The organism is Peribacillus sp. NPDC097284, from assembly GCF_044761765.1.
GTDB lineage: Bacteria > Bacillota > Bacilli > Bacillales > DSM-1321 > Peribacillus.
The window spans coordinates 963,978-980,644 of the sequence record NZ_JBIWCZ010000001.1 but is presented as its reverse complement, the minus strand read 5'-3'; the positions used below and the strand labels follow the sequence as shown (position 1 = coordinate 980,644).

The 16,667-nt window shown below is 41.3% G+C and carries 21 protein-coding genes and 1 pseudogene; 20 read left to right on the top strand and 2 right to left on the bottom strand.

Features of this window, described 5'->3' with window-relative positions:
- The first annotated feature begins 44 nt into the window (after window positions 1–44).
- Both ACIQXU_RS04880 and ACIQXU_RS04875 read left to right on the top strand, forming a co-directional pair.
- Window positions 45–743 carry a carbohydrate ABC transporter permease gene (locus tag ACIQXU_RS04880; protein WP_402957375.1) on the top strand — a complete coding sequence of 233 codons (699 nt, stop codon included), beginning with the start codon at window positions 45–47 and terminating at the stop codon, window positions 741–743.
- 22 nt (window positions 744–765) lie between these two features.
- Window positions 766–1,665: an aldo/keto reductase gene (locus tag ACIQXU_RS04875; RefSeq protein WP_402874244.1), complete on the top strand. Its 900-nt coding sequence runs from the start codon at window positions 766–768 to the stop codon at window positions 1,663–1,665.
- Between the two features lie 48 nt (window positions 1,666–1,713).
- Here ACIQXU_RS04875 and ACIQXU_RS04870 read toward each other — a convergent pair whose 3' ends face one another.
- On the bottom strand, window positions 1,714–2,040 hold the full coding sequence (locus ACIQXU_RS04870) for a hypothetical protein (RefSeq protein WP_402874247.1): 327 nt from the start codon (window positions 2,038–2,040) through the stop codon (window positions 1,714–1,716).
- A 288-nt stretch (window positions 2,041–2,328) separates the two neighbouring features.
- On the opposite strand from ACIQXU_RS04870, the gene ACIQXU_RS04865 reads away from it, so the two are divergent.
- From ACIQXU_RS04865 to ACIQXU_RS04850, 4 genes are all read left to right on the top strand, one after another.
- The gene (locus ACIQXU_RS04865) at window positions 2,329–3,102 is read left to right on the top strand and encodes an amino acid ABC transporter substrate-binding protein (protein ID WP_402987076.1); all 774 of its coding nucleotides are present in this window, start codon (window positions 2,329–2,331) and stop codon (window positions 3,100–3,102) included.
- A gap of 70 nt (window positions 3,103–3,172) precedes the next feature.
- Window positions 3,173–3,832, top strand: a complete 660-nt coding sequence (locus tag ACIQXU_RS04860) for an amino acid ABC transporter permease (protein WP_402874253.1) — start codon at window positions 3,173–3,175, stop codon at window positions 3,830–3,832.
- Between the two features lie 14 nt (window positions 3,833–3,846).
- Window positions 3,847–4,593 carry an amino acid ABC transporter ATP-binding protein gene (locus tag ACIQXU_RS04855; protein WP_402957679.1) on the top strand — a complete coding sequence of 249 codons (747 nt, stop codon included), beginning with the start codon at window positions 3,847–3,849 and terminating at the stop codon, window positions 4,591–4,593.
- A 143-nt stretch (window positions 4,594–4,736) separates the two neighbouring features.
- Complete coding sequence (locus ACIQXU_RS04850; protein ID WP_402987074.1) at window positions 4,737–5,195, top strand: VOC family protein; 459 nt, start codon at window positions 4,737–4,739, stop codon at window positions 5,193–5,195.
- Window positions 5,196–5,445: 250 nt separating this feature from the next.
- Here the strand turns inward: ACIQXU_RS04850 and ACIQXU_RS04845 are convergent, their stop codons facing one another.
- On the bottom strand, window positions 5,446–6,807 hold the full coding sequence (locus ACIQXU_RS04845; RefSeq protein ID WP_402987072.1) for a cytochrome P450: 1,362 nt from the start codon (window positions 6,805–6,807) through the stop codon (window positions 5,446–5,448).
- A 323-nt stretch (window positions 6,808–7,130) separates the two neighbouring features.
- On the opposite strand from ACIQXU_RS04845, the gene ACIQXU_RS04840 reads away from it, so the two are divergent.
- From ACIQXU_RS04840 to ACIQXU_RS04775, 14 genes and pseudogenes are all read left to right on the top strand, one after another.
- A complete protein-coding gene (locus ACIQXU_RS04840; protein ID WP_402987071.1) occupies window positions 7,131–7,595 on the top strand; it encodes a YwqH-like family protein in 465 nt (154 codons plus the stop codon).
- Complete coding sequence (locus ACIQXU_RS04835; RefSeq protein ID WP_402874275.1) at window positions 7,596–7,883, top strand: YwqI/YxiC family protein; 288 nt, start codon at window positions 7,596–7,598, stop codon at window positions 7,881–7,883. It abuts the gene before it with no gap.
- On the top strand, window positions 7,880–9,865 hold the full coding sequence (locus tag ACIQXU_RS04830) for a T7SS effector LXG polymorphic toxin (protein WP_402987070.1): 1,986 nt from the start codon (window positions 7,880–7,882) through the stop codon (window positions 9,863–9,865). Before ACIQXU_RS04835 ends, ACIQXU_RS04830 begins: the two co-directional genes overlap by 4 nt.
- 6 nt (window positions 9,866–9,871) lie before the next feature.
- The gene (locus ACIQXU_RS04825; protein WP_402876146.1) at window positions 9,872–10,360 is read left to right on the top strand and encodes an antitoxin YezG family protein; all 489 of its coding nucleotides are present in this window, start codon (window positions 9,872–9,874) and stop codon (window positions 10,358–10,360) included.
- 207 nt (window positions 10,361–10,567) lie between these two features.
- Window positions 10,568–11,020, top strand: coding sequence for a hypothetical protein (locus ACIQXU_RS04820; protein ID WP_402987068.1), 453 nt, complete (start codon window positions 10,568–10,570; stop codon window positions 11,018–11,020).
- Window positions 11,020–11,616, top strand: a complete 597-nt coding sequence (locus ACIQXU_RS04815) for an immunity protein Imm33 domain-containing protein (protein WP_402876156.1) — start codon at window positions 11,020–11,022, stop codon at window positions 11,614–11,616. Before ACIQXU_RS04820 ends, ACIQXU_RS04815 begins: the two co-directional genes overlap by 1 nt.
- A 29-nt stretch (window positions 11,617–11,645) precedes the next feature.
- Window positions 11,646–11,790 (top strand): annotated as a pseudogene (locus tag ACIQXU_RS04810) (DUF6985 domain-containing protein); the annotation flags it as partial.
- A 235-nt stretch (window positions 11,791–12,025) separates the two neighbouring features.
- Window positions 12,026–12,685, top strand: coding sequence for an RNase A-like domain-containing protein (locus ACIQXU_RS04805; protein WP_402873253.1), 660 nt, complete (start codon window positions 12,026–12,028; stop codon window positions 12,683–12,685).
- Between the two features lie 20 nt (window positions 12,686–12,705).
- Window positions 12,706–13,011 carry a contact-dependent growth inhibition system immunity protein gene (locus ACIQXU_RS04800; RefSeq protein ID WP_402873258.1) on the top strand — a complete coding sequence of 102 codons (306 nt, stop codon included), beginning with the start codon at window positions 12,706–12,708 and terminating at the stop codon, window positions 13,009–13,011.
- Window positions 13,012–13,212: 201 nt separating this feature from the next.
- A complete protein-coding gene (locus ACIQXU_RS04795; RefSeq protein WP_402873261.1) occupies window positions 13,213–13,773 on the top strand; it encodes a DNA/RNA non-specific endonuclease in 561 nt (186 codons plus the stop codon).
- Between the two features lie 700 nt (window positions 13,774–14,473).
- Window positions 14,474–14,641, top strand: coding sequence for a Fur-regulated basic protein FbpA (locus ACIQXU_RS04790; RefSeq protein WP_402987067.1), 168 nt, complete (start codon window positions 14,474–14,476; stop codon window positions 14,639–14,641).
- Window positions 14,634–14,786 (top strand): FbpB family small basic protein, encoded by a 153-nt coding sequence (locus ACIQXU_RS04785; RefSeq protein WP_402873267.1) that lies wholly within the window; start codon window positions 14,634–14,636, stop codon window positions 14,784–14,786. The genes ACIQXU_RS04790 and ACIQXU_RS04785 overlap by 8 nt, the downstream gene beginning before the upstream one ends.
- Before the next feature lie 330 nt (window positions 14,787–15,116).
- On the top strand, window positions 15,117–15,845 hold the full coding sequence (locus tag ACIQXU_RS04780; RefSeq protein WP_402987065.1) for an MOSC domain-containing protein: 729 nt from the start codon (window positions 15,117–15,119) through the stop codon (window positions 15,843–15,845).
- Window positions 15,846–15,966: 121 nt separating this feature from the next.
- Window positions 15,967–16,401, top strand: a complete 435-nt coding sequence (locus ACIQXU_RS04775) for a hypothetical protein (protein ID WP_402987063.1) — start codon at window positions 15,967–15,969, stop codon at window positions 16,399–16,401.
- Window positions 16,402–16,667: the final 266 nt, after the last annotated feature.

Below are 16,667 nucleotides of genomic sequence, written 5' to 3'. Positions count from 1 at the left end.
TCTTCCTGTCGACGTTCAAGCCAATGTCTGAAATGTACAGCAATGTGCTGGGGTTGCCGGAATCCTTTCAGTTCGATAATTATGTCAATGTGTTCATCGACCAGTCGATGGGAACCTACTTTAAGAACAGCTTGACCGTCACGTTGGTATCCGTCATCCTGACCTTGTTTTTTGCCAGCCTGATTGCCTTTTCAATTGTGAGGATGGGTGGCTGGGCCGGTGGACTATTGTTCAGTTTCTTCGCACTCGGAATGATGGTACCCGCCCAAACGAACATGATTCCGCTTTATCAGCTCATGTATGATTTAGGATTGACGAACAGCCTTGTCGGGTTGATGATTGTCAATATAGCGGTGACGATGCCAGTCGGGGTGTTCATCCTGACCGGATTCATGAAGTCCCTGCCGAAGACGATATTCGAGGCAGCCATCATGGACGGTGCTGGCAACTGGCAGATGTATACCCGCATTGTCTTGCCACTATCCCTGCCGTCCTTATCGGCAACGGCCATCTTCCTGTTCGTGATGCACTGGAACGATCTCTTATATCCGCTTCTGTTCATCACGCAAGACGAGTTCAAGACCCTGCCGCTTGCCTTACTGGAATTCCAGGGTGAATACATGACGAATTATCCGCTTCTGTTTACGGGAGTCATCATTGCTTCAGCGCCAATGGTCATTATCTATGTATTTTTGCAAAAGTACTTCATCGCCGGCATGACGGCCGGAGCGGTGAAAGGCTAATAAATAGGAAGAGGTGTCGGTTATGGAACGAGTTACACTGCAAGAAGGATTGTCTTTTTCAAGGATCGTCCACGGGCACTGGAGGGCGGCGGACTGGAATAAGTCCACACAGGAATTCTTAACTCTGACCGAGCAATGTCTCGAGTTGGGAATCACTACCTTCGATAACGCGAATATTTACGGTGATTACACATGCGAAGGGCTTTTCGGCAAGGTGCTGAAAGCGAAACCCGACCTTCGGGACCGAATGGAAATCGTGACGAAGTGCGGCATTAAGCTCGCCAATGGCAAAAATGGCTTCTCTCTCAATCACTATGATTCAAGCAAGGAGCATATCATCGAGTCGGCCGAGCGATCCTTAAAGGAACTGAACACGGACTATATTGATGTCCTCTTGTTGCACCGCCCGGATGTGCTCCTCGATCCCGATGAAGTAGCGGAAGCCTTTACACTTTTGAAGAAGCAAGGGAAAGTCAGGCATTTTGGCGTATCCAACTATCTTCCATCACAAGTGAACATGCTTCAGGCATCCTTGGACATGCCGCTTGTGACGAACCAGGTAGAGCTTTCCGTCATGTACCGAGACAACTTCGAGAATGGCGTACTGGACCAGTGCATCGAGAAGAAGATGCCGCCAATGGCCTGGTCGCCGCTCAATCAAGGACTTATCTTCACCAGTGAAACGGAAAAGGCAATCCGGGTGCGAGACGCGCTGAAGAAAACCGCGGCTGAAATCGGGGCGAACGATATGGACGAAGTCATGTACGCATGGTTGATGAAGCATCCGGCTGGCATCATGCCAATCGTGGGATCCGGACGGATTGAACGCATTCAATCAGCGGTTAATAGCCTATCGCTTAAGCTCGACAGGCAGCAATGGTATGAAATCTGGGTCAGCTCTCGTGGCCGGGATGTGGATTGATGCAAAAAAAGGCAGGCGCCTCAATCGGTGCCTGCCTTTTTATTATTGTTAAAATCTGGTCATCAAGAACCAAGTGCCGATAGCCACAACGACAATGGCTAGTAATAATAACCCGTAGCCGAGTGGAGCGGATTTAAACTGTTTAAGATTTCCTTTATATAAAGATATCTGGTTGATCGTTCCAGCCGGGTCACACTTGATGAATAAGGTTCTGGCCTCTTCCGATTCTTTCATATAGTATCTCAAATACTTCTTATCATCCGTCAACGTAACCTCTATGTCTTTGTAACCCAACGATTCTAGAAAAGAAAGGAGATACTGCTTATTATAAGGCTTGTTTTTAAATTCTTTCACGATTATTTCGCGTCTGTTCATGCTCACTCTTCTCCTATCTAGCTCAATCAAAATACGTATTGAATATATACCCAAGAATAATAGTAAAACTCTTGTTGCCGTTTTTCCATACTTTTTGCAAGAAGTTTGAAATTTTGAGTGTGAAGGTACAAAGAAGTCAGGCAGGAGTGGGGGAATGGTCTTGGTTTCGAGGAGGGACTAACATCCTAAAAAATTCCGTTGACAATCAGTTTTAGTGTATGTTAACTTTAGTACATTAGTAAACTAAAGCATAGAGAACAACAATCAGCCAAAGGTGGTTTTTCTGAAATGAAACGTTCAAGTATATTCATATTAACGATAATCGCAATGTTTTCACTTCTTGCAGCCTGTTCCTCCAATTCCGAGGAAAAAGAAGACAAGCTGGTGATTGGAATCGATGATAAATTTGCCCCGATGGGATTCCGTGATGAGGATAATGAAATTACTGGTTTTGACATCGATTATGCCAAAGCCGCCACTGAAAAAATGGGTGTAGAAGCTGAATTTCAACCAATTGACTGGAAAACGAAAGAATCCGAGTTAAGTAGTGGACGTATCGACCTTATCTGGAACGGGTACACCATTACGGATGAGCGTAAGGAAAAGGTCCTTTTCACAAAACCTTACTTGGAAAATGCACAGGTGGTCGTGACGCTTGAAGATTCCAAGTTGACTAAGCTTGATGATTTAGCAGGTAAAGTCGTCGGTCTTCAATCGCTTTCTTCCGCATCAGATGCATTGAATGCTAATCCGATTAAATCCGAGGTCAAGACGATCACGGAATACTCCGATAACGTCTTGGCCCTAAGTGATTTGAAGGCTGGCCGTTTGGATGCCGTAGTCATTGATGAAGTGGTCATTGATTATTATATGTCCAAAGAAGAAGCTACATTCAAGGTACTGGATGAATCACTTTCTCCGGAGCAATATGGAGTAGGCGTGAAAAAAGGAAAGGAAGATCTTCTGAAAGACCTTCAAAAAGCACTGGATGAAATGAATGAAGATGGCACAGCCGCTAAAATCTCTGAGAAATGGTTTGGCGAAAATAAGGTATTAAAATAAGAACGAACAAATATTAGGCAAACAGGATTTCCTTTTGGGAACCCTGTTTTGTTTTTGGGGGAATCGATTCATGTCTATAGATTATCTTACTTCCATACTGAAGCCCATGCTAGAAGGGGCCCAAATAACGGTCCTCTTGTTTTTGATTGCCATTGTCGTTTCCATTCCACTGGGCTTCCTGCTAACCCTTCTTGTCAGGAGTAAATTCAAGCCTGTCGCCTGGCTTGCTGAGGGTTACATATATTTGATGCGCGGTACGCCGCTATTGCTACAATTGTTATTTATCTGCTTTGGATTGCCGATGCTGCCCGTAATTGGTGAATACATGGTGTTGGATCGTTTCGTTGCGGCTTGTTTAGGTTTCATCTTGAACTACGCAGCTTATTACGCCGAAATCTTCCGCGGCGGTCTGTTGGCAGTTGAAAAAGGTCAATATGAAGCCGCCCAAGTGCTTGGATTGAATAAATGGCAAACGATGAGAAAAATCATCCTGCCGCAAATGTTCCGTGTCGCACTTCCTGCGGTCTCGAATGAATCGGTCACACTGGTCAAAGATACCGCGTTGCTCTATGCCGTGGCTGTACCGGAATTGCTACACTTTGCCCAGACTGCGGTGAACCGTGACTTTACGATCGTTCCGTTCTTCTTGGCAGGAATCATTTATCTGTTGATTACACTCGTATTAACGATGTTCTTTAAATGGCTCGAAAAACGCTACAAAATCGAATAGAAGGAGTGGTGAATGTGGCTATCCTTGAAGTGTCCAACCTCAAAAAGTCATATGGCAAGCTAGATGTACTAAAACGGATAACATTGGATGTGAATAAGAACGATGTAGTCGCCGTGATCGGTCCTTCGGGATCCGGGAAAAGCACGATGCTCCGCAGCCTCGTCCATCTTGAAGAAATAAATGGTGGCAGCATTGCTGTCTCCGGCGAATATATGGTGAAGGATGGGGTTTACTCGAATCCGAAAGAACTCAAGCAAATCACCTCCAAAATGGGGATGGTGTTCCAGCATTTCAACCTTTTCCCGCACTTAACGGTCAAAGAAAATCTTGAAATCGCTCCAAAAATGGCCAAAAAGGAATCTTATGACGTCATCCAGCAACGAAGCACCGAGTTATTGGGGAAAGTGGGGCTCTCGAATCGATCATCGGCACTTCCGGCCCAGCTTTCCGGTGGTCAAAAACAAAGGGTAGCGATTGCCCGGGCTCTGATGATGAATCCTGAAATCCTGCTGTTCGACGAACCGACTTCCGCCTTGGATCCGGAATTGACAGGCGAAGTGTTGAAAGTAATGAAGGACCTGGCTGAAGAGCACATGACGATGGTCGTCGTCACACATGAAATGGAATTCGCCAAAGAAGTGGCCAATCGGGTCATCTTCATGGACAATGGGGAAATCATCGAATCCGGACACCCGGACGACGTCTTGACGAACCCACAGCATGACCGGACGAAAGCCTTCCTGAAACGCAGTTTTAAATAATTCATAGTATCGATCAGGGGCGTTTCCAATGGGGAGCGCCTTTTTCATGAACAATTTGTCCATCTTTCACATGCGATTATGCAGGATTTCTTATTTTTGAGTCGAATGAAACACGGGACAAACATAATAAGGAGCTTTTGCCGATGATCAAAGGGTTATTTGAAGCACATTTACCCGTTCGAGATTTAAATCGTTCCATTGAATTTTATGAAGGACTTGGGTTGGAGTTCGACCATAGAGTCGAAGATAGCTTGGCTTTCTTATGGATCGAAAAGGATAAAAGCTGGTTGGGATTATGGGAAACCGAGAAGGTGGAAGTGGAGTATCATCCTTCCATAAGGCATATCGCTTTTGAGGTATCCTTAGATGGATTAAAAGGATCGGTTGCTTGGCTGAAGAATAAGGGATACGAGCCAAGGGAGGCTTTTGGGTTTGAACCCATCGAACCTTTTGTGATGCCTCATAAAGATTATGCTCATGCCAAAATCCATTTCAATGATCCGGATGGAAACAGCCTGGAGTTTATTTGTAAGATAGGCAATCCCCAAGGAATTATGAAGCGAATGTACCTAAGTGAATGGGAACGGCTAAATTTGAAATAGAAGTACCCCATTCTTTAGTGACGGAAATCATTTTTTGCACATTTCTACATTTTATCTTCCCATCTCGGACTTTTATCTTCGGTTTCTACGATTTATCTACGCAAACCGAACTTTTATCTGTGGATATCGGCAATATATCGATTTTTCGACAAAAAACGATCAACCAGAAGTGTCCTCATATAAGGAGCAGTCCAAACAAAAGGTCATATCAACGACAATGGTATCCACTTGTCGTTGACATGACCTTTCCTTATCCATTATTCCTTTCCTCCACTATCATACGCAATCCACTCTTCGCCCTGAGTGTTAGCAATGGCAGGGGTTTTACTTCATGATGGTCGGGCGCGAGCTTTATTCGATATCGTTGAGCGATGCAGGCCAGGACCAGAACAGCTTCCATAACAGCAAAGTGATTGCCAATACACACCCTCGGCCCTCCGCCAAATGGAAAGTAAGCAAACGGGGGAATCGTTTTCAAATAGTTGTTTTCAAAACGCTCAGGAATAAAGGATTCGGGTTGATCGAAATATTCTGGTTTATGATGCATCACATAGGAACTTAACAAAAACATCTCGCCTTTTTTAAAATGGTAGTTTCCGATGGACACATCTTCTGCAGCTTTCCGTGATATGACGTAGAGTGGTGGATAGATGCGAAGCGATTCCCAGATAATATTCTGAGTGTATGTTAATTTCATGAAATCATCAGGAGTGGGGGTGCGGTTTCCGATTACGGTATCTATTTCATGGAAAAGCTTAGCTTCCACTTCAGGATTCTGCGATAGTAAGTAGAGTGTCCAGGAAAGTAAGGTAGCGGTCGTATCGTGACCGGCAAGGAAGATCGTCATTACTTCATCGCGTACTTGCTGATCTGACATCCCTAAACCATCCACTTCATCTCGGGCTTCCATCAGGATTCCCAACATATCTTCATGACTCTTTGCATCTTCTCTACGTCCTTCAATTATGCTATATATCACGGTATCCAGTCGTTCGAGCACCTTTTTATATTCCCGGTTGCTTTTTGTTGGAATCCATAGAGGCAATTGAAAGAGATTCCTCATTCTTTTGACAGCAACCTTCATCACTTCATCTATCGGCTCCCCAATCAGGTTATATCCATCTTTGAGTTCCGTGCTGAACATGGTCTTGCTGACTATACCAAGAGCAAGGCTCATCGTGTCCTCGGTGATTATTCTTTCTTCCCCGTTTTTCCAGGTTGAGATATATTCCTTGGTTATATCAATCATATCTTGTGCGTAATTGCTAATATGGGTCTTTTTGAAAGATGGTTGAATAAGCCTTCTCTGGCGCATGTGAAAATCTTTATCACTCGTAATGAGCCCTTCTCCAATGAGCGGCTTTAAGCTATCGAAGTCTTTTGATTTCAAAAACGACTTTTGTTTGGTTACAAGGATTTGTTTAATTAAATCCGGATCTGAAATGAGGTAAACGTTTTGGAAAGGCCCCAACCGAAGTTTTGCAACGTCCCCATATTCTTTAGCTAGCCGTGTAAGAAAACCAATTGTGTCTGATTGAAACTCCTTTGTATGACCAGTTATTATTTTCCCTTTTGGGCCAGTGGGAGAATCATGAGCATCTTTATCCAACAATGATTTGTTTCATTCCTTTCTATATAAGTAGTTATAATCATTCTATGTGGATTGCGTATATTGGTTTGGACAAGTATGCGAGAGGGCTAGCGTTTTTTACATATTAATAGAAGGAAAACCGTTAAAAATCGCGATCATAGGCTCTTCATTCCTTTTTTTAAACTCTAATTGTTTAATATTGGTAAAATAAGGGTAAAAAGACTGGAAATTGAAATGAAATGAGTGCATCCATTTTCCTAACGGGAGCTATAAATAGCATACTTATCCCTATTTATCTCTCGGACTATATTCCTTATAATAAGAAAATATGAAAAATATGACAAATGGTAAAGCCGTTAACGAATGATGAGGTGATCCTGTTGGGACTTGTAGATGTAATAAGCGATTATAGCTCGGCATTTTCTAGTGGAATAGCTAATTTGGAAGAGCAAATTAGCCGATTGAAGCAGGCGAAAACGCAAATCAAAAATGAACAGGAAGCAAGCCTGGTGGAAATCAAAGAAATAAAAAAACCGGAGCTAGGAAAAAGTTGGACTGGAAATCGTGCAACGGATTTTAAAGAGTCAAGAAGTGGTGCATACAAGGTCATGCTGACAATCGTTCGGGATGAGTATGATGATTATCAAGCGAAAATTGAAGAGAAAATCAATTCCCTGGAGAGGCAAAAAGCCATACTGGAAGCAGCCGTAGCTGCTGCCCGTGAAGCGAGCAACCTGTTGAGTAAAGGGGAAGAATTCCTTGACCAAGTGGAAAGTAAAGTATCGGATTTAAAGAAGTGGGTGTTTTAAATGACGACAATTAAACTGAATCATGCAGTCGTGACAAAACAAGTAAGCCAGGTAAAAACGGCCGTGGATGGGACGACAATCGGAGCACTGCCGGCCGACCAGCTCGGCAATAACGATCTGAGCTTCACATCGAAATGGGAAGAACGGGAGACCAATCTGGAAAAGACCTTCAATCAATACCTGACGATCGTCAAAAAGAACCTGGAAGACACCCAGGCGAACGTGGATTTACTGAAAGAGCAGGATGAAGCCATCACCCATACTGCACAGGGGTATCAGCCATTATGACAATCTTCGAAGCCAAACCTCTGAAGTCAGCAGTCAAGTCACGGGCCAAGCAATATGAAGACCTATTGGGGCAAGTAGAGACACTGAAAAAGGAATTTCAGGGAATCGTCGATTTGGATGAAGAGCTGGCCGGAGCCGGGGCGACGGCTATCAAGAACTTTTATCGAGCACAAGTAGAGGTGGCCAATGCCTGGATCGAATTATTCACGACCCAAATCAGCTTTCTGAAAGGCATTCCGGCCATATTGGAAGACGCCGACCTATCCGGTGAAACCGTGGTCGAGGTGCCGTTTTTAGAGGGGGAAGTGACCCACGGTCTCTCCAACGCCAAATCGATGGTGAACCAGCAGTCCACCGATCTCCAAAAGATTTTCCAGAACATTGATGATATCCTCTCACTACAGGTGTTCGACCAAGGCGATTTCCATGAGAAAATGGAAAAGGCCGAAAAAGAAAAGAACGATACCATCAAGAAAGTGCACGAAGTAGATAATAAATTAGTAGAAGAATACCAAGTGACCGAAGCCCAGGAAAGTGTAGCCATTAGCCTTTTCCAGGCCTTACTTGAAGCCACCAGTCAGGATGGCACCGTTTCCCCGATGAACTTCAACCAAAGTGCCTTTCAAGCGAGCCAAGCTTATCAAGTGAAGGATGAAGTGGCCGAGAATATGCAAGGATACCGGGACTTCAAGAAGCAAGAAGAGGAAGCGCGGAAACTCGAACAGGAAATGGAAGAACTCGAGAACCGCCCATGGTATGAAAAAGCCTGGGACACGACAAAAACCTTTACAGGGGAAATCACGGGGTATTATGATTCAGTAAGAGCAACAACGGGAGTCGATCCCGTAACAGGTCGTAAACTTTCCGAAGCTGAACGAATCGCCGCGGGCGCGATGGCTGCCGCCGGATTCATCCCCATCGTCGGCTGGGCAGGGCGTGCGGTCAAGGGTGGAAGTGCCGTCTACAAAACCGTGAAGGGGCTCAACGCTGCAGACCATGCATTGGACGCCTATAAATCTAGTAAAGGGCTGGATGTCCTCAAGCAAACCGAATACGGATTATATGGATTAACCGCCGCCAACGGTCTCGGTGAAGCCGTGACCGGCAAGGACATGTTCGGAAACGAACTCACTGATGAACAGCGTCAAAACAGCCTGATGAACGCCCTTGGTATCGCCGGAGTTGCGGGGGCAGCCAAGGTCGCAGACAAAATGGCAAGCGGGACAAAGTTCATCCCCTACAGCAAGGAATTTGTGCAAAACCAAGTCCAGAAAGCCCAAGGCACAATCAAGGATATGGGCAAGGCCCTCGGGAAAGTGGAAGTGCCAACAGGAGTTAAGGTTAGGACAGTAGCAGATACGACTGGAAATACTTATAAATCTATTGATGTGGATAAGATGCCGATAAAGGATCTTGCGCAGAAGATTACTGCGAAGAGTGAAGGTAGTAAGGGTGCGGGTAATATTGGTAAGATAACTGAAATAAAAGAGAAGGATCTTGGGAAGCAAATTATCAAAGGGAAAAATGGAAGGAAAGAACTTGCGCCCAACGTACGCTATGTTACAGAGGATGGTTATAAATATACAACAGATGAAATTGGTAGAATAGTAGATGTTGAGGCAGAAGGATTGATACTTCAAAAAGGTACACGAAATCCGGGAATGCAAGTGGCAGCAGGCCGGGAAGATAGGTTAATGGATGATGATGGTGGGCACTTGATTGGAACCCAATTTCATGGCTCTGGGGATATTGACAATTTAGTAGCTCAAAATAGACAAATTAATCGCTCGGGTGGAGAGTGGTATAAAATGGAGAATGAGTGGGCAACTGCTTTGAAAGAAATTCCACCGAAAAAAGTATCTGTAAAAATTGAGCCAATTTATTCAGGAGAGTCACTAAGACCAAGTTACTTTGAGATATTATATGAAATTGAAGGAAAAGGGATATTTGAGAAAACGATTAGAAATAGTGCTGGGAGTTGATTGAAAGTGGAAAAAGAAATGAATAAATTATATAGAGAAATAGCAGAAACAGTTAATGAAATGATTCCAGAAGAATGGGATAAATTTTATTTTTATTCACAGATATCAGAAACCGGTGGAGGAACTTATTTTTTTTATAATACTCCTGAAAATAAAGAATTTTTTAATTATAGTGTGGAAATTCCATTTAACTATTCTATTGATAAAGAAGAATTCAAAAAGAATAAACGAAAGCTGTTTGAGTTGTGCGATGAACTAAGGAATATCTTTAAAAATAATCAGCAAGAGCTTTGGTACTCTTTTACAATGTCTCTTGAGAATAGTGGGAAATTTAAAATGCATTATGATTATACAAATTGGTTCGATACTGAATATAGTTTTAGTGACCAAATGATTATTTGGAAAAATAAATACTTAGATGAGGTGCCAAATGATGAAAATTATAAAGCATTAATCGAGAAGTACCATAATGAATTTCCAGATAATCCGATTTAATTAGAGAAGGATAGTAATACATCAGGAAGAGAAATGGCAGAATTTAAAAAAGAAATTAATTGCAAGAAAATTAGCTTGAGATGATGAAATGCTTATAAGTTCTACTATCGATTCAAACAGGCATACAATTAATTGTAATTGTATGCCTGTTTAGAGTTAGGGAAGTACCGGATACGAAATACTTACAAACATATCTCGGTTGATAAGATGCCGATAAAGGATCTTGCGCAGAAGATTACGGCGAAGGGTGAAGGTAGTAAGGGTATTACAAAAGGTGAATATAAAAATTTGAGGAAAAAGACACCAAGTAACGAAATAAGAAAAATGGTTAATCCAGATGGTCCTAAAGTAGACCCAGTATACGGGTATGAAGTTGATAAGTTTGAAGCAGACCATATTGTTTCAATGAAAGAAATAACTGAAATGGATGGATTCAGTGGGTTAACTCGAGAACAACAAATAGAAATTCTAAATCTAAAAGATAATTTTGTTGGTCTTGGAAAATCTTCGAATGCATCTAAGGGGGCTCATAGTTGGGCTGAATGGAAAGGGCATTCTAAGATGGGAGAGGTTCCTGTTAATGTTAGAATGGAAATGATAGAAAAAGAGGAACAAGCTAGAGAAGCTCTAAAAGTAGCTATAGAAGAGAGGTTGAAGTAATGAACAAATTTGAAAAGATTATTATGGGTAAAATCATTATAGTGACTGCCGAAAAAGAATTAGAACCTCAAGTAGAAACTTTGTTTGCTATATTAGAACAGGTAGATCGTAATAAATTAATTCATGGTTTCTCTCTACAAGTAGGTTGGTCCGTCTTTTATTTACATGAGAGAGAAACCGGGAGTTTTATATTGACTTCTCCTGATTATACTAGAAATCCATTTGAAGATATAACAGAAGATTTAACTTTAGCATTGTGGGTACAACTAGAACAAGGTCATTTTTTGAGAAAGATAAATGTCGAAGGTTTATCAATAAAATTTAGTGATAAAATCATACTTTCTAAAGGTGTACTAGAACTCGAGAAAATATATTTACAAAGAAATGGAGATGTAGAAAAAGGAGATTCAGGTTGGTATATAGGTCCTGTAGAAGATAATAATAACACGGAGTTGTATGCTCTATATGCTTATCAACTACTAAAAATTAAACCAGAAATCATTCAAGTGCTTGCTTTACCAAATGACTATATGGTTGTTTTTGAAGGTAATGAAATAAAAGCAGTATTAAACGAAAACGATGTAGATGTTTTTTAAAGGCTCCATATAGATTTTATATACGAAAAGGTATCTCTGTTCCGTATGATTTCCTTCGCGATGAACGTGATATAAGAGTATCATTCGATTGTACGTGGGATGATAAAACTGGTTTAGGGGTTCGTCTCATAAATGAAAAAGTAAAAAGTAGGGTATCAAGATGTCGCAATTTAAATTCACTAGTTGTTAGGTGAAATTTCTATGAGTAACAGCAAAACAGCAGATTTAATATTGGAGATATATTGTATTAATATTTGAAAATATTAATCATAAAGTTTTTGGAGAATAAGAATAGATTTTTGATGAGCCAGAAAGAGAATGTAAGACCTTAATATCAGTTAAGGTCTTTTTGCCGTAAAGAAGATAGATGTAATGAGTTCGTAGGCGGGCAGCCAAGGCCGCAGACAAAATGGCAAACGGGACGAAATTCATCCCCTACAGCAAAGAATATGTACATAATAAAGTCCAGAAAGCCCAAGGCACAATCAAAGATATGGGCAAGTCCCTCGGGAAAGTGGAAGTGCCAACTGGAGTTAATGTTAGGACAGTAGCCGATACGACTGGAAATACTTATAAAGCTATTGGTGTGGATAAGACGACGATAAAGGATCTTGCGCAGAAGATAACGGCGAAGAGTGAAGGTAGTAAGGGTACGGGGAATGGTAAATCAGGAGAAAAGAGTTCTCTTGCACCTGGTGGAGGATTGGCTGCACATGAGGTAAAAGGTGGGCATTTGATTGAAAGACATGTTGGAAAAACTGATGAAGAGTTATTAGAGAGAATAAAGAATAATCCTAGAATTAATGGGTCTTCTACTTTTAAAGATAGGGCTATTGCTGAGAAAGTTGTTAGTACAGCCTTAAGCGAAATTAATAACAAAAATGCGATTAAATCTTGGATGAGTAATTCACAAAGTAAGTCAAACTTAGTTTTGACTTATGAAGGAACCGAAGTTATTGGGCGTGGAGTAAAAAGAGGTTCTACCACTGTTGAAAATATGTCAAATGCTAGAATTATTTTGAAAAAGGATGGAGAAGGAAATTACATTTTAACTGGCTATCCAAATTAATACTCAAGAGGTGAGATGTTATGTTGTCTTCTAACAAACTAGAAGAATCAGTTTTTCAGTTCTTGGCCGGAACTTTTCATCAAGATATTGATTCTTCAGAAGTGGCATTACAAGAATTATTAACAGAAGAAAGTATAGAATATCTAGAATCTGCTATTGTCTTTTTAACAGATTTTATTAGAAGTAGTAAGTATTCAGATATTCAAAAGAATGAATATATTCAAAGTTGTGCAGATGGTGTATACTTTCCTGCTCTTGATTTACAACCACTTCAGTGGCTCTATCAAGTAATTGAACAAATAAAAGAAGCTGTTAAAGAAAAATAACAACTATATCCCGGATAACGGACACTAATAAAAAAGTGCCTAGTTGTTCGGGATTTTCTATATCGAAAGAGAACTCTTTATAAATTAATTTATGTACGAAAAGTGGGCGCAAATAAAAAAAGTCTCATTATCATATCCATTCGATCTTCCTAAACTTTTAATGCCGAACGAATAGCCGCGAGCACGAAGGTCGCAGACAAAATGGCAAACGGGACAAAGTTCATCCCCTACAGCAAGGAATTTGTGCAAAATAAAGTCCAGAAAGTCCAAGGCTCAATCAAGGATATGAGCAAGGCCATCGGGAAAGTGGAAGTGCCAATTGGGGTTAAGGTTAGGACAGTAGCCGATACGACTGGAAATACTTATAAAGTTATTGGTGTGGATAAGACGTCGGTAAAGGATCTTGCGCAGAAGATTACGGCGAAGGGTGAGGGTAGTAAGGCTGTTGCTGTAACTAAATATGGTAGTCATTTTTTAGAAGAATTCAAATTGAAACCTAATGTACAATATGAAACGAATGGATATTTATATCAAACAGATGATTTAGGAAGAATTAAGAGAGTTTCCGGAGAATTAACTTTAGAGATGGGAGAGCGTAATACTAAACATCAGTTAGCTGCTGGGGGGGAAGATAGAGTTAAAGCTCCTAGTACTCAAGGAGATCATGGCGGACATTTAATTGGTACGCAATTTAATGGGTCTCCGCTTATTGATAACATAGTTGCAATGAACGAGTCGAACAATAGAGGAACAAGAAGATGATGACTATTTTGCCAATGCGGTTAACATACAAACCGTGGTGGTTTTGGGTACCTGGTGGCCACTAGAGCCTTTCACCAAATGACTTATGAAGTAAACTTCCCCCTCTATTGAATCAGTCGAATATATATAATTGACATTGAGAATCATTTTCATTTATAGTGAAGGTATAGTGAAAAAAGTTCTCAATTAGGAAGGTGAGAGGAAGAAGGTACTTATCGGTTTTTTATCCGGTACTACCGAGAATATGGCCGTAATTATGAAGAATTGCCTGACAACTGTAGGCTGAAAGTATATACGGAGAGGCTGGATACCGGAGAAGTAGATACTTTAAAGGAGTTTGATTTGACCCTTTATCGGTGTATATACATGGAATAAAGAGGAATGCCCTTATGAAGCAATCGAGTAAATCTTGCGCGAAATGAAGATTATATGTTTGAGTTCGGGCGATTTGGGTTATAGAAATCCTTGTGACGCGATACAGATTTTTTTAGAAAAAATGAAAGAATGCTGTGGTCATAAATGGTGATTGGATTCTATAAGCCCATCATGTACCTACTGCATATAATTCAGTAAAGAAATGCGAAGATTTTGCAGATCATGCTCTTATATGGGGAAGAGAAAGTGGAGATTTTTCCGTTCAATCGAATATGATGTATCCCAACCTAGGAGAGAGTCTGTTTATTTATGAAGGAGGGTTTTCATGAGAACCCAAATAGATAAAAAGGGAGAAGCAAATAAAGATCAGCTTATCCAAGAACTATTGAAATTCGGCATTTTCACGAAAAACGATAAACAATTATATGAGTTACCAGTTATTGTACTCCAAAAAGAATTCAATCAGCTAAGAGGTGAATGGAAGAATGCCTAGAAGAACAAAATCATTTAATCAACTGCTTAAAGAGAACCGAAATACCTTGCTTCAAGACAAACGTGAATTGGAACGAATCTTTATCAAAATCGATCAAAAAGCAACGGGTGAGGTTAAAAGCGATCGACAAGTACACTCGTCATGATATCCTATGCTCACATATATAAGGAAACCGATAACAGTCTATGTTTCGGTTTTTCATATGCTAGACACCATATTTCTGATTTTGATAGTTGATGTCCAAACCAAAACAAACAGTGTCATGAAAAATGGCGCTTCTGCAGCAGCTGCATCCGGCTCATCCCTTGTATTTACGATAGGGACATAGTAATGGTTCTAAAAGGAATAAAGAAAGCATATAAAAAAGGAACGGGTTCTACTCATGTGTAGAGTCCGTTCTTTTTTGTTGCGTGCTTCCCATCACATCCATGGCATTATGGCAGAATTTCAATGGACAGTACGTAGGGGGGATACCATGTTAGTCGGTCATATTAAGGAAATCGTGCGGCATCCTGTTAAATCGTTTCGTGGGGAGAGCGTCCAAAAAACGAATGTCATGCAGTACGGGGTATATGGAGATCGCAGTCATGCGTTTTTGGATGAAACGAGGCCAGGTAAATTTTTGACCATCACTCAACATCAGAAAATGGTTCAATATCAAGCGCGATTTGTCGGGGAAGAGTCGATGGTTGCTTATCCCACAGTGGAAATTACCTCACCGGAAGGAAAGGTCATCACTTGGGGGGATGAGGATTTACTCAGGGCCATGGAAAATGAATCGAAGCGGAAGGTTTCTTTCATTGAATATTCGCCTACCCATGTACCGTTGGGAGCGATAGAAGCGGAGCCTATTCAACTGGTGACGGATGCGTCCCTGAACGAATTACAAACGATATGGGGGAAAGACCATCTTGACCACCTACGGTTTCGGCCCAACTTCGTCATCTCGTTAACCGATAAAATCCCATTCATTGAACAAACCTGGTTCGGAAAACGGATGAAAATAGGCCGGGATGTGGAAATCGAATTGAGAAGGCCCTGTGAAAGGTGCATGATCATCACGGTGAATCCGGACGATGCAAAACGGGACCCCACTTTGCAAAAAGCGGTCCAAAAGAATTGTGATAACCATTTTGGCGTGTATGCCTCTGTCACTCGAACAGGGGAAATAGGGGTCGGAGATGAAGTATTCCTTCTAGACTGAAAATAGGAACACTGCCTACTAATGATAAAAGGCAGTGTTATTTGGTTTTATCTCCAATTAACACATTACAATATTGGGAAAAATGGTAAAATAAAGGTGACTTATGCGGGGAGTTGTTTAGATGCGTCCTTATCCTACTTGGTTTACTTATGTGGTGAAATTACTTTGGTTGGCGGGGTTATTTGTCCTGCTTGTTGTCAGTTATACCCTTGGATTGACCATTCAGAAGAAAGTTGAAGCCACTTTTATCATCGAGCCACTTTTCTGGTTCGATAGCATGGTCCCCCTTGTGTTTGGTCTATACGTGTCCCTGCTTTTCGTGAAGGGATGGACATTCAAGCTTCATATGCCTCTTTTTATCTGCGTCACCCTTCCATGTCTGATTCTATCCTTATACGTACCAATCGTGTACACCTTTCTTCCAAGCGCAGCCTATTTTCCCGACCCATATTGGCTGCTTTCAAGAGATAGCTTCAGGATCATACCGGTCGTAGCTGGTTTGACACTATTCACCAGCCTGTTCGGAATGAAGCGAGATTCCATGTTTTATAAATGATGTTTAGGTGAGTGGTTGAATTATCGCGTTGGGCGGTTGAATAAATGGAATCCGTGGTTGAATACTTACGTTGTGTGGTCGAATTATCACCTAGCATGGTTGAATTCCTACCCTTTGGAACGATTTCTTAGCTATAATTAGCACGGTTGGCTAGTTATCTAACTAGTAGCTTAATGGGGAATTGGAAAGAGGGAAAAGATGAAGTTTAAACCAGCTTTTTATTACTTTTTAATCTTGTTGATACTTTTAAATGCTAAAGCCATTAC

Coding starts and splice junctions, on each gene's coding strand:
- ACIQXU_RS04875 (WP_402874244.1), top strand. CDS start 766: ATGGAACGAGTTACACTGCAAGAAGGATTGTCTTTTTCAAGGATCGTC.
- ACIQXU_RS04870 (WP_402874247.1), bottom strand. CDS start 2,040: ATGAACAGACGCGAAATAATCGTGAAAGAATTTAAAAACAAGCCTTAT.
- ACIQXU_RS04865 (WP_402987076.1), top strand. CDS start 2,329: ATGAAACGTTCAAGTATATTCATATTAACGATAATCGCAATGTTTTCA.
- ACIQXU_RS04860 (WP_402874253.1), top strand. CDS start 3,173: ATGTCTATAGATTATCTTACTTCCATACTGAAGCCCATGCTAGAAGGG.
- ACIQXU_RS04850 (WP_402987074.1), top strand. CDS start 4,737: ATGATCAAAGGGTTATTTGAAGCACATTTACCCGTTCGAGATTTAAAT.
- ACIQXU_RS04840 (WP_402987071.1), top strand. CDS start 7,131: ATGGTAAAGCCGTTAACGAATGATGAGGTGATCCTGTTGGGACTTGTA.
- ACIQXU_RS04835 (WP_402874275.1), top strand. CDS start 7,596: ATGACGACAATTAAACTGAATCATGCAGTCGTGACAAAACAAGTAAGC.
- ACIQXU_RS04830 (WP_402987070.1), top strand. CDS start 7,880: ATGACAATCTTCGAAGCCAAACCTCTGAAGTCAGCAGTCAAGTCACGG.
- ACIQXU_RS04820 (WP_402987068.1), top strand. CDS start 10,568: ATGCCGATAAAGGATCTTGCGCAGAAGATTACGGCGAAGGGTGAAGGT.
- ACIQXU_RS04815 (WP_402876156.1), top strand. CDS start 11,020: ATGAACAAATTTGAAAAGATTATTATGGGTAAAATCATTATAGTGACT.
- ACIQXU_RS04805 (WP_402873253.1), top strand. CDS start 12,026: ATGGCAAACGGGACGAAATTCATCCCCTACAGCAAAGAATATGTACAT.
- ACIQXU_RS04800 (WP_402873258.1), top strand. CDS start 12,706: ATGTTGTCTTCTAACAAACTAGAAGAATCAGTTTTTCAGTTCTTGGCC.
- ACIQXU_RS04795 (WP_402873261.1), top strand. CDS start 13,213: ATGGCAAACGGGACAAAGTTCATCCCCTACAGCAAGGAATTTGTGCAA.
- ACIQXU_RS04790 (WP_402987067.1), top strand. CDS start 14,474: ATGAGAACCCAAATAGATAAAAAGGGAGAAGCAAATAAAGATCAGCTT.
- ACIQXU_RS04785 (WP_402873267.1), top strand. CDS start 14,634: ATGCCTAGAAGAACAAAATCATTTAATCAACTGCTTAAAGAGAACCGA.
- ACIQXU_RS04780 (WP_402987065.1), top strand. CDS start 15,117: ATGTTAGTCGGTCATATTAAGGAAATCGTGCGGCATCCTGTTAAATCG.
- ACIQXU_RS04775 (WP_402987063.1), top strand. CDS start 15,967: ATGCGTCCTTATCCTACTTGGTTTACTTATGTGGTGAAATTACTTTGG.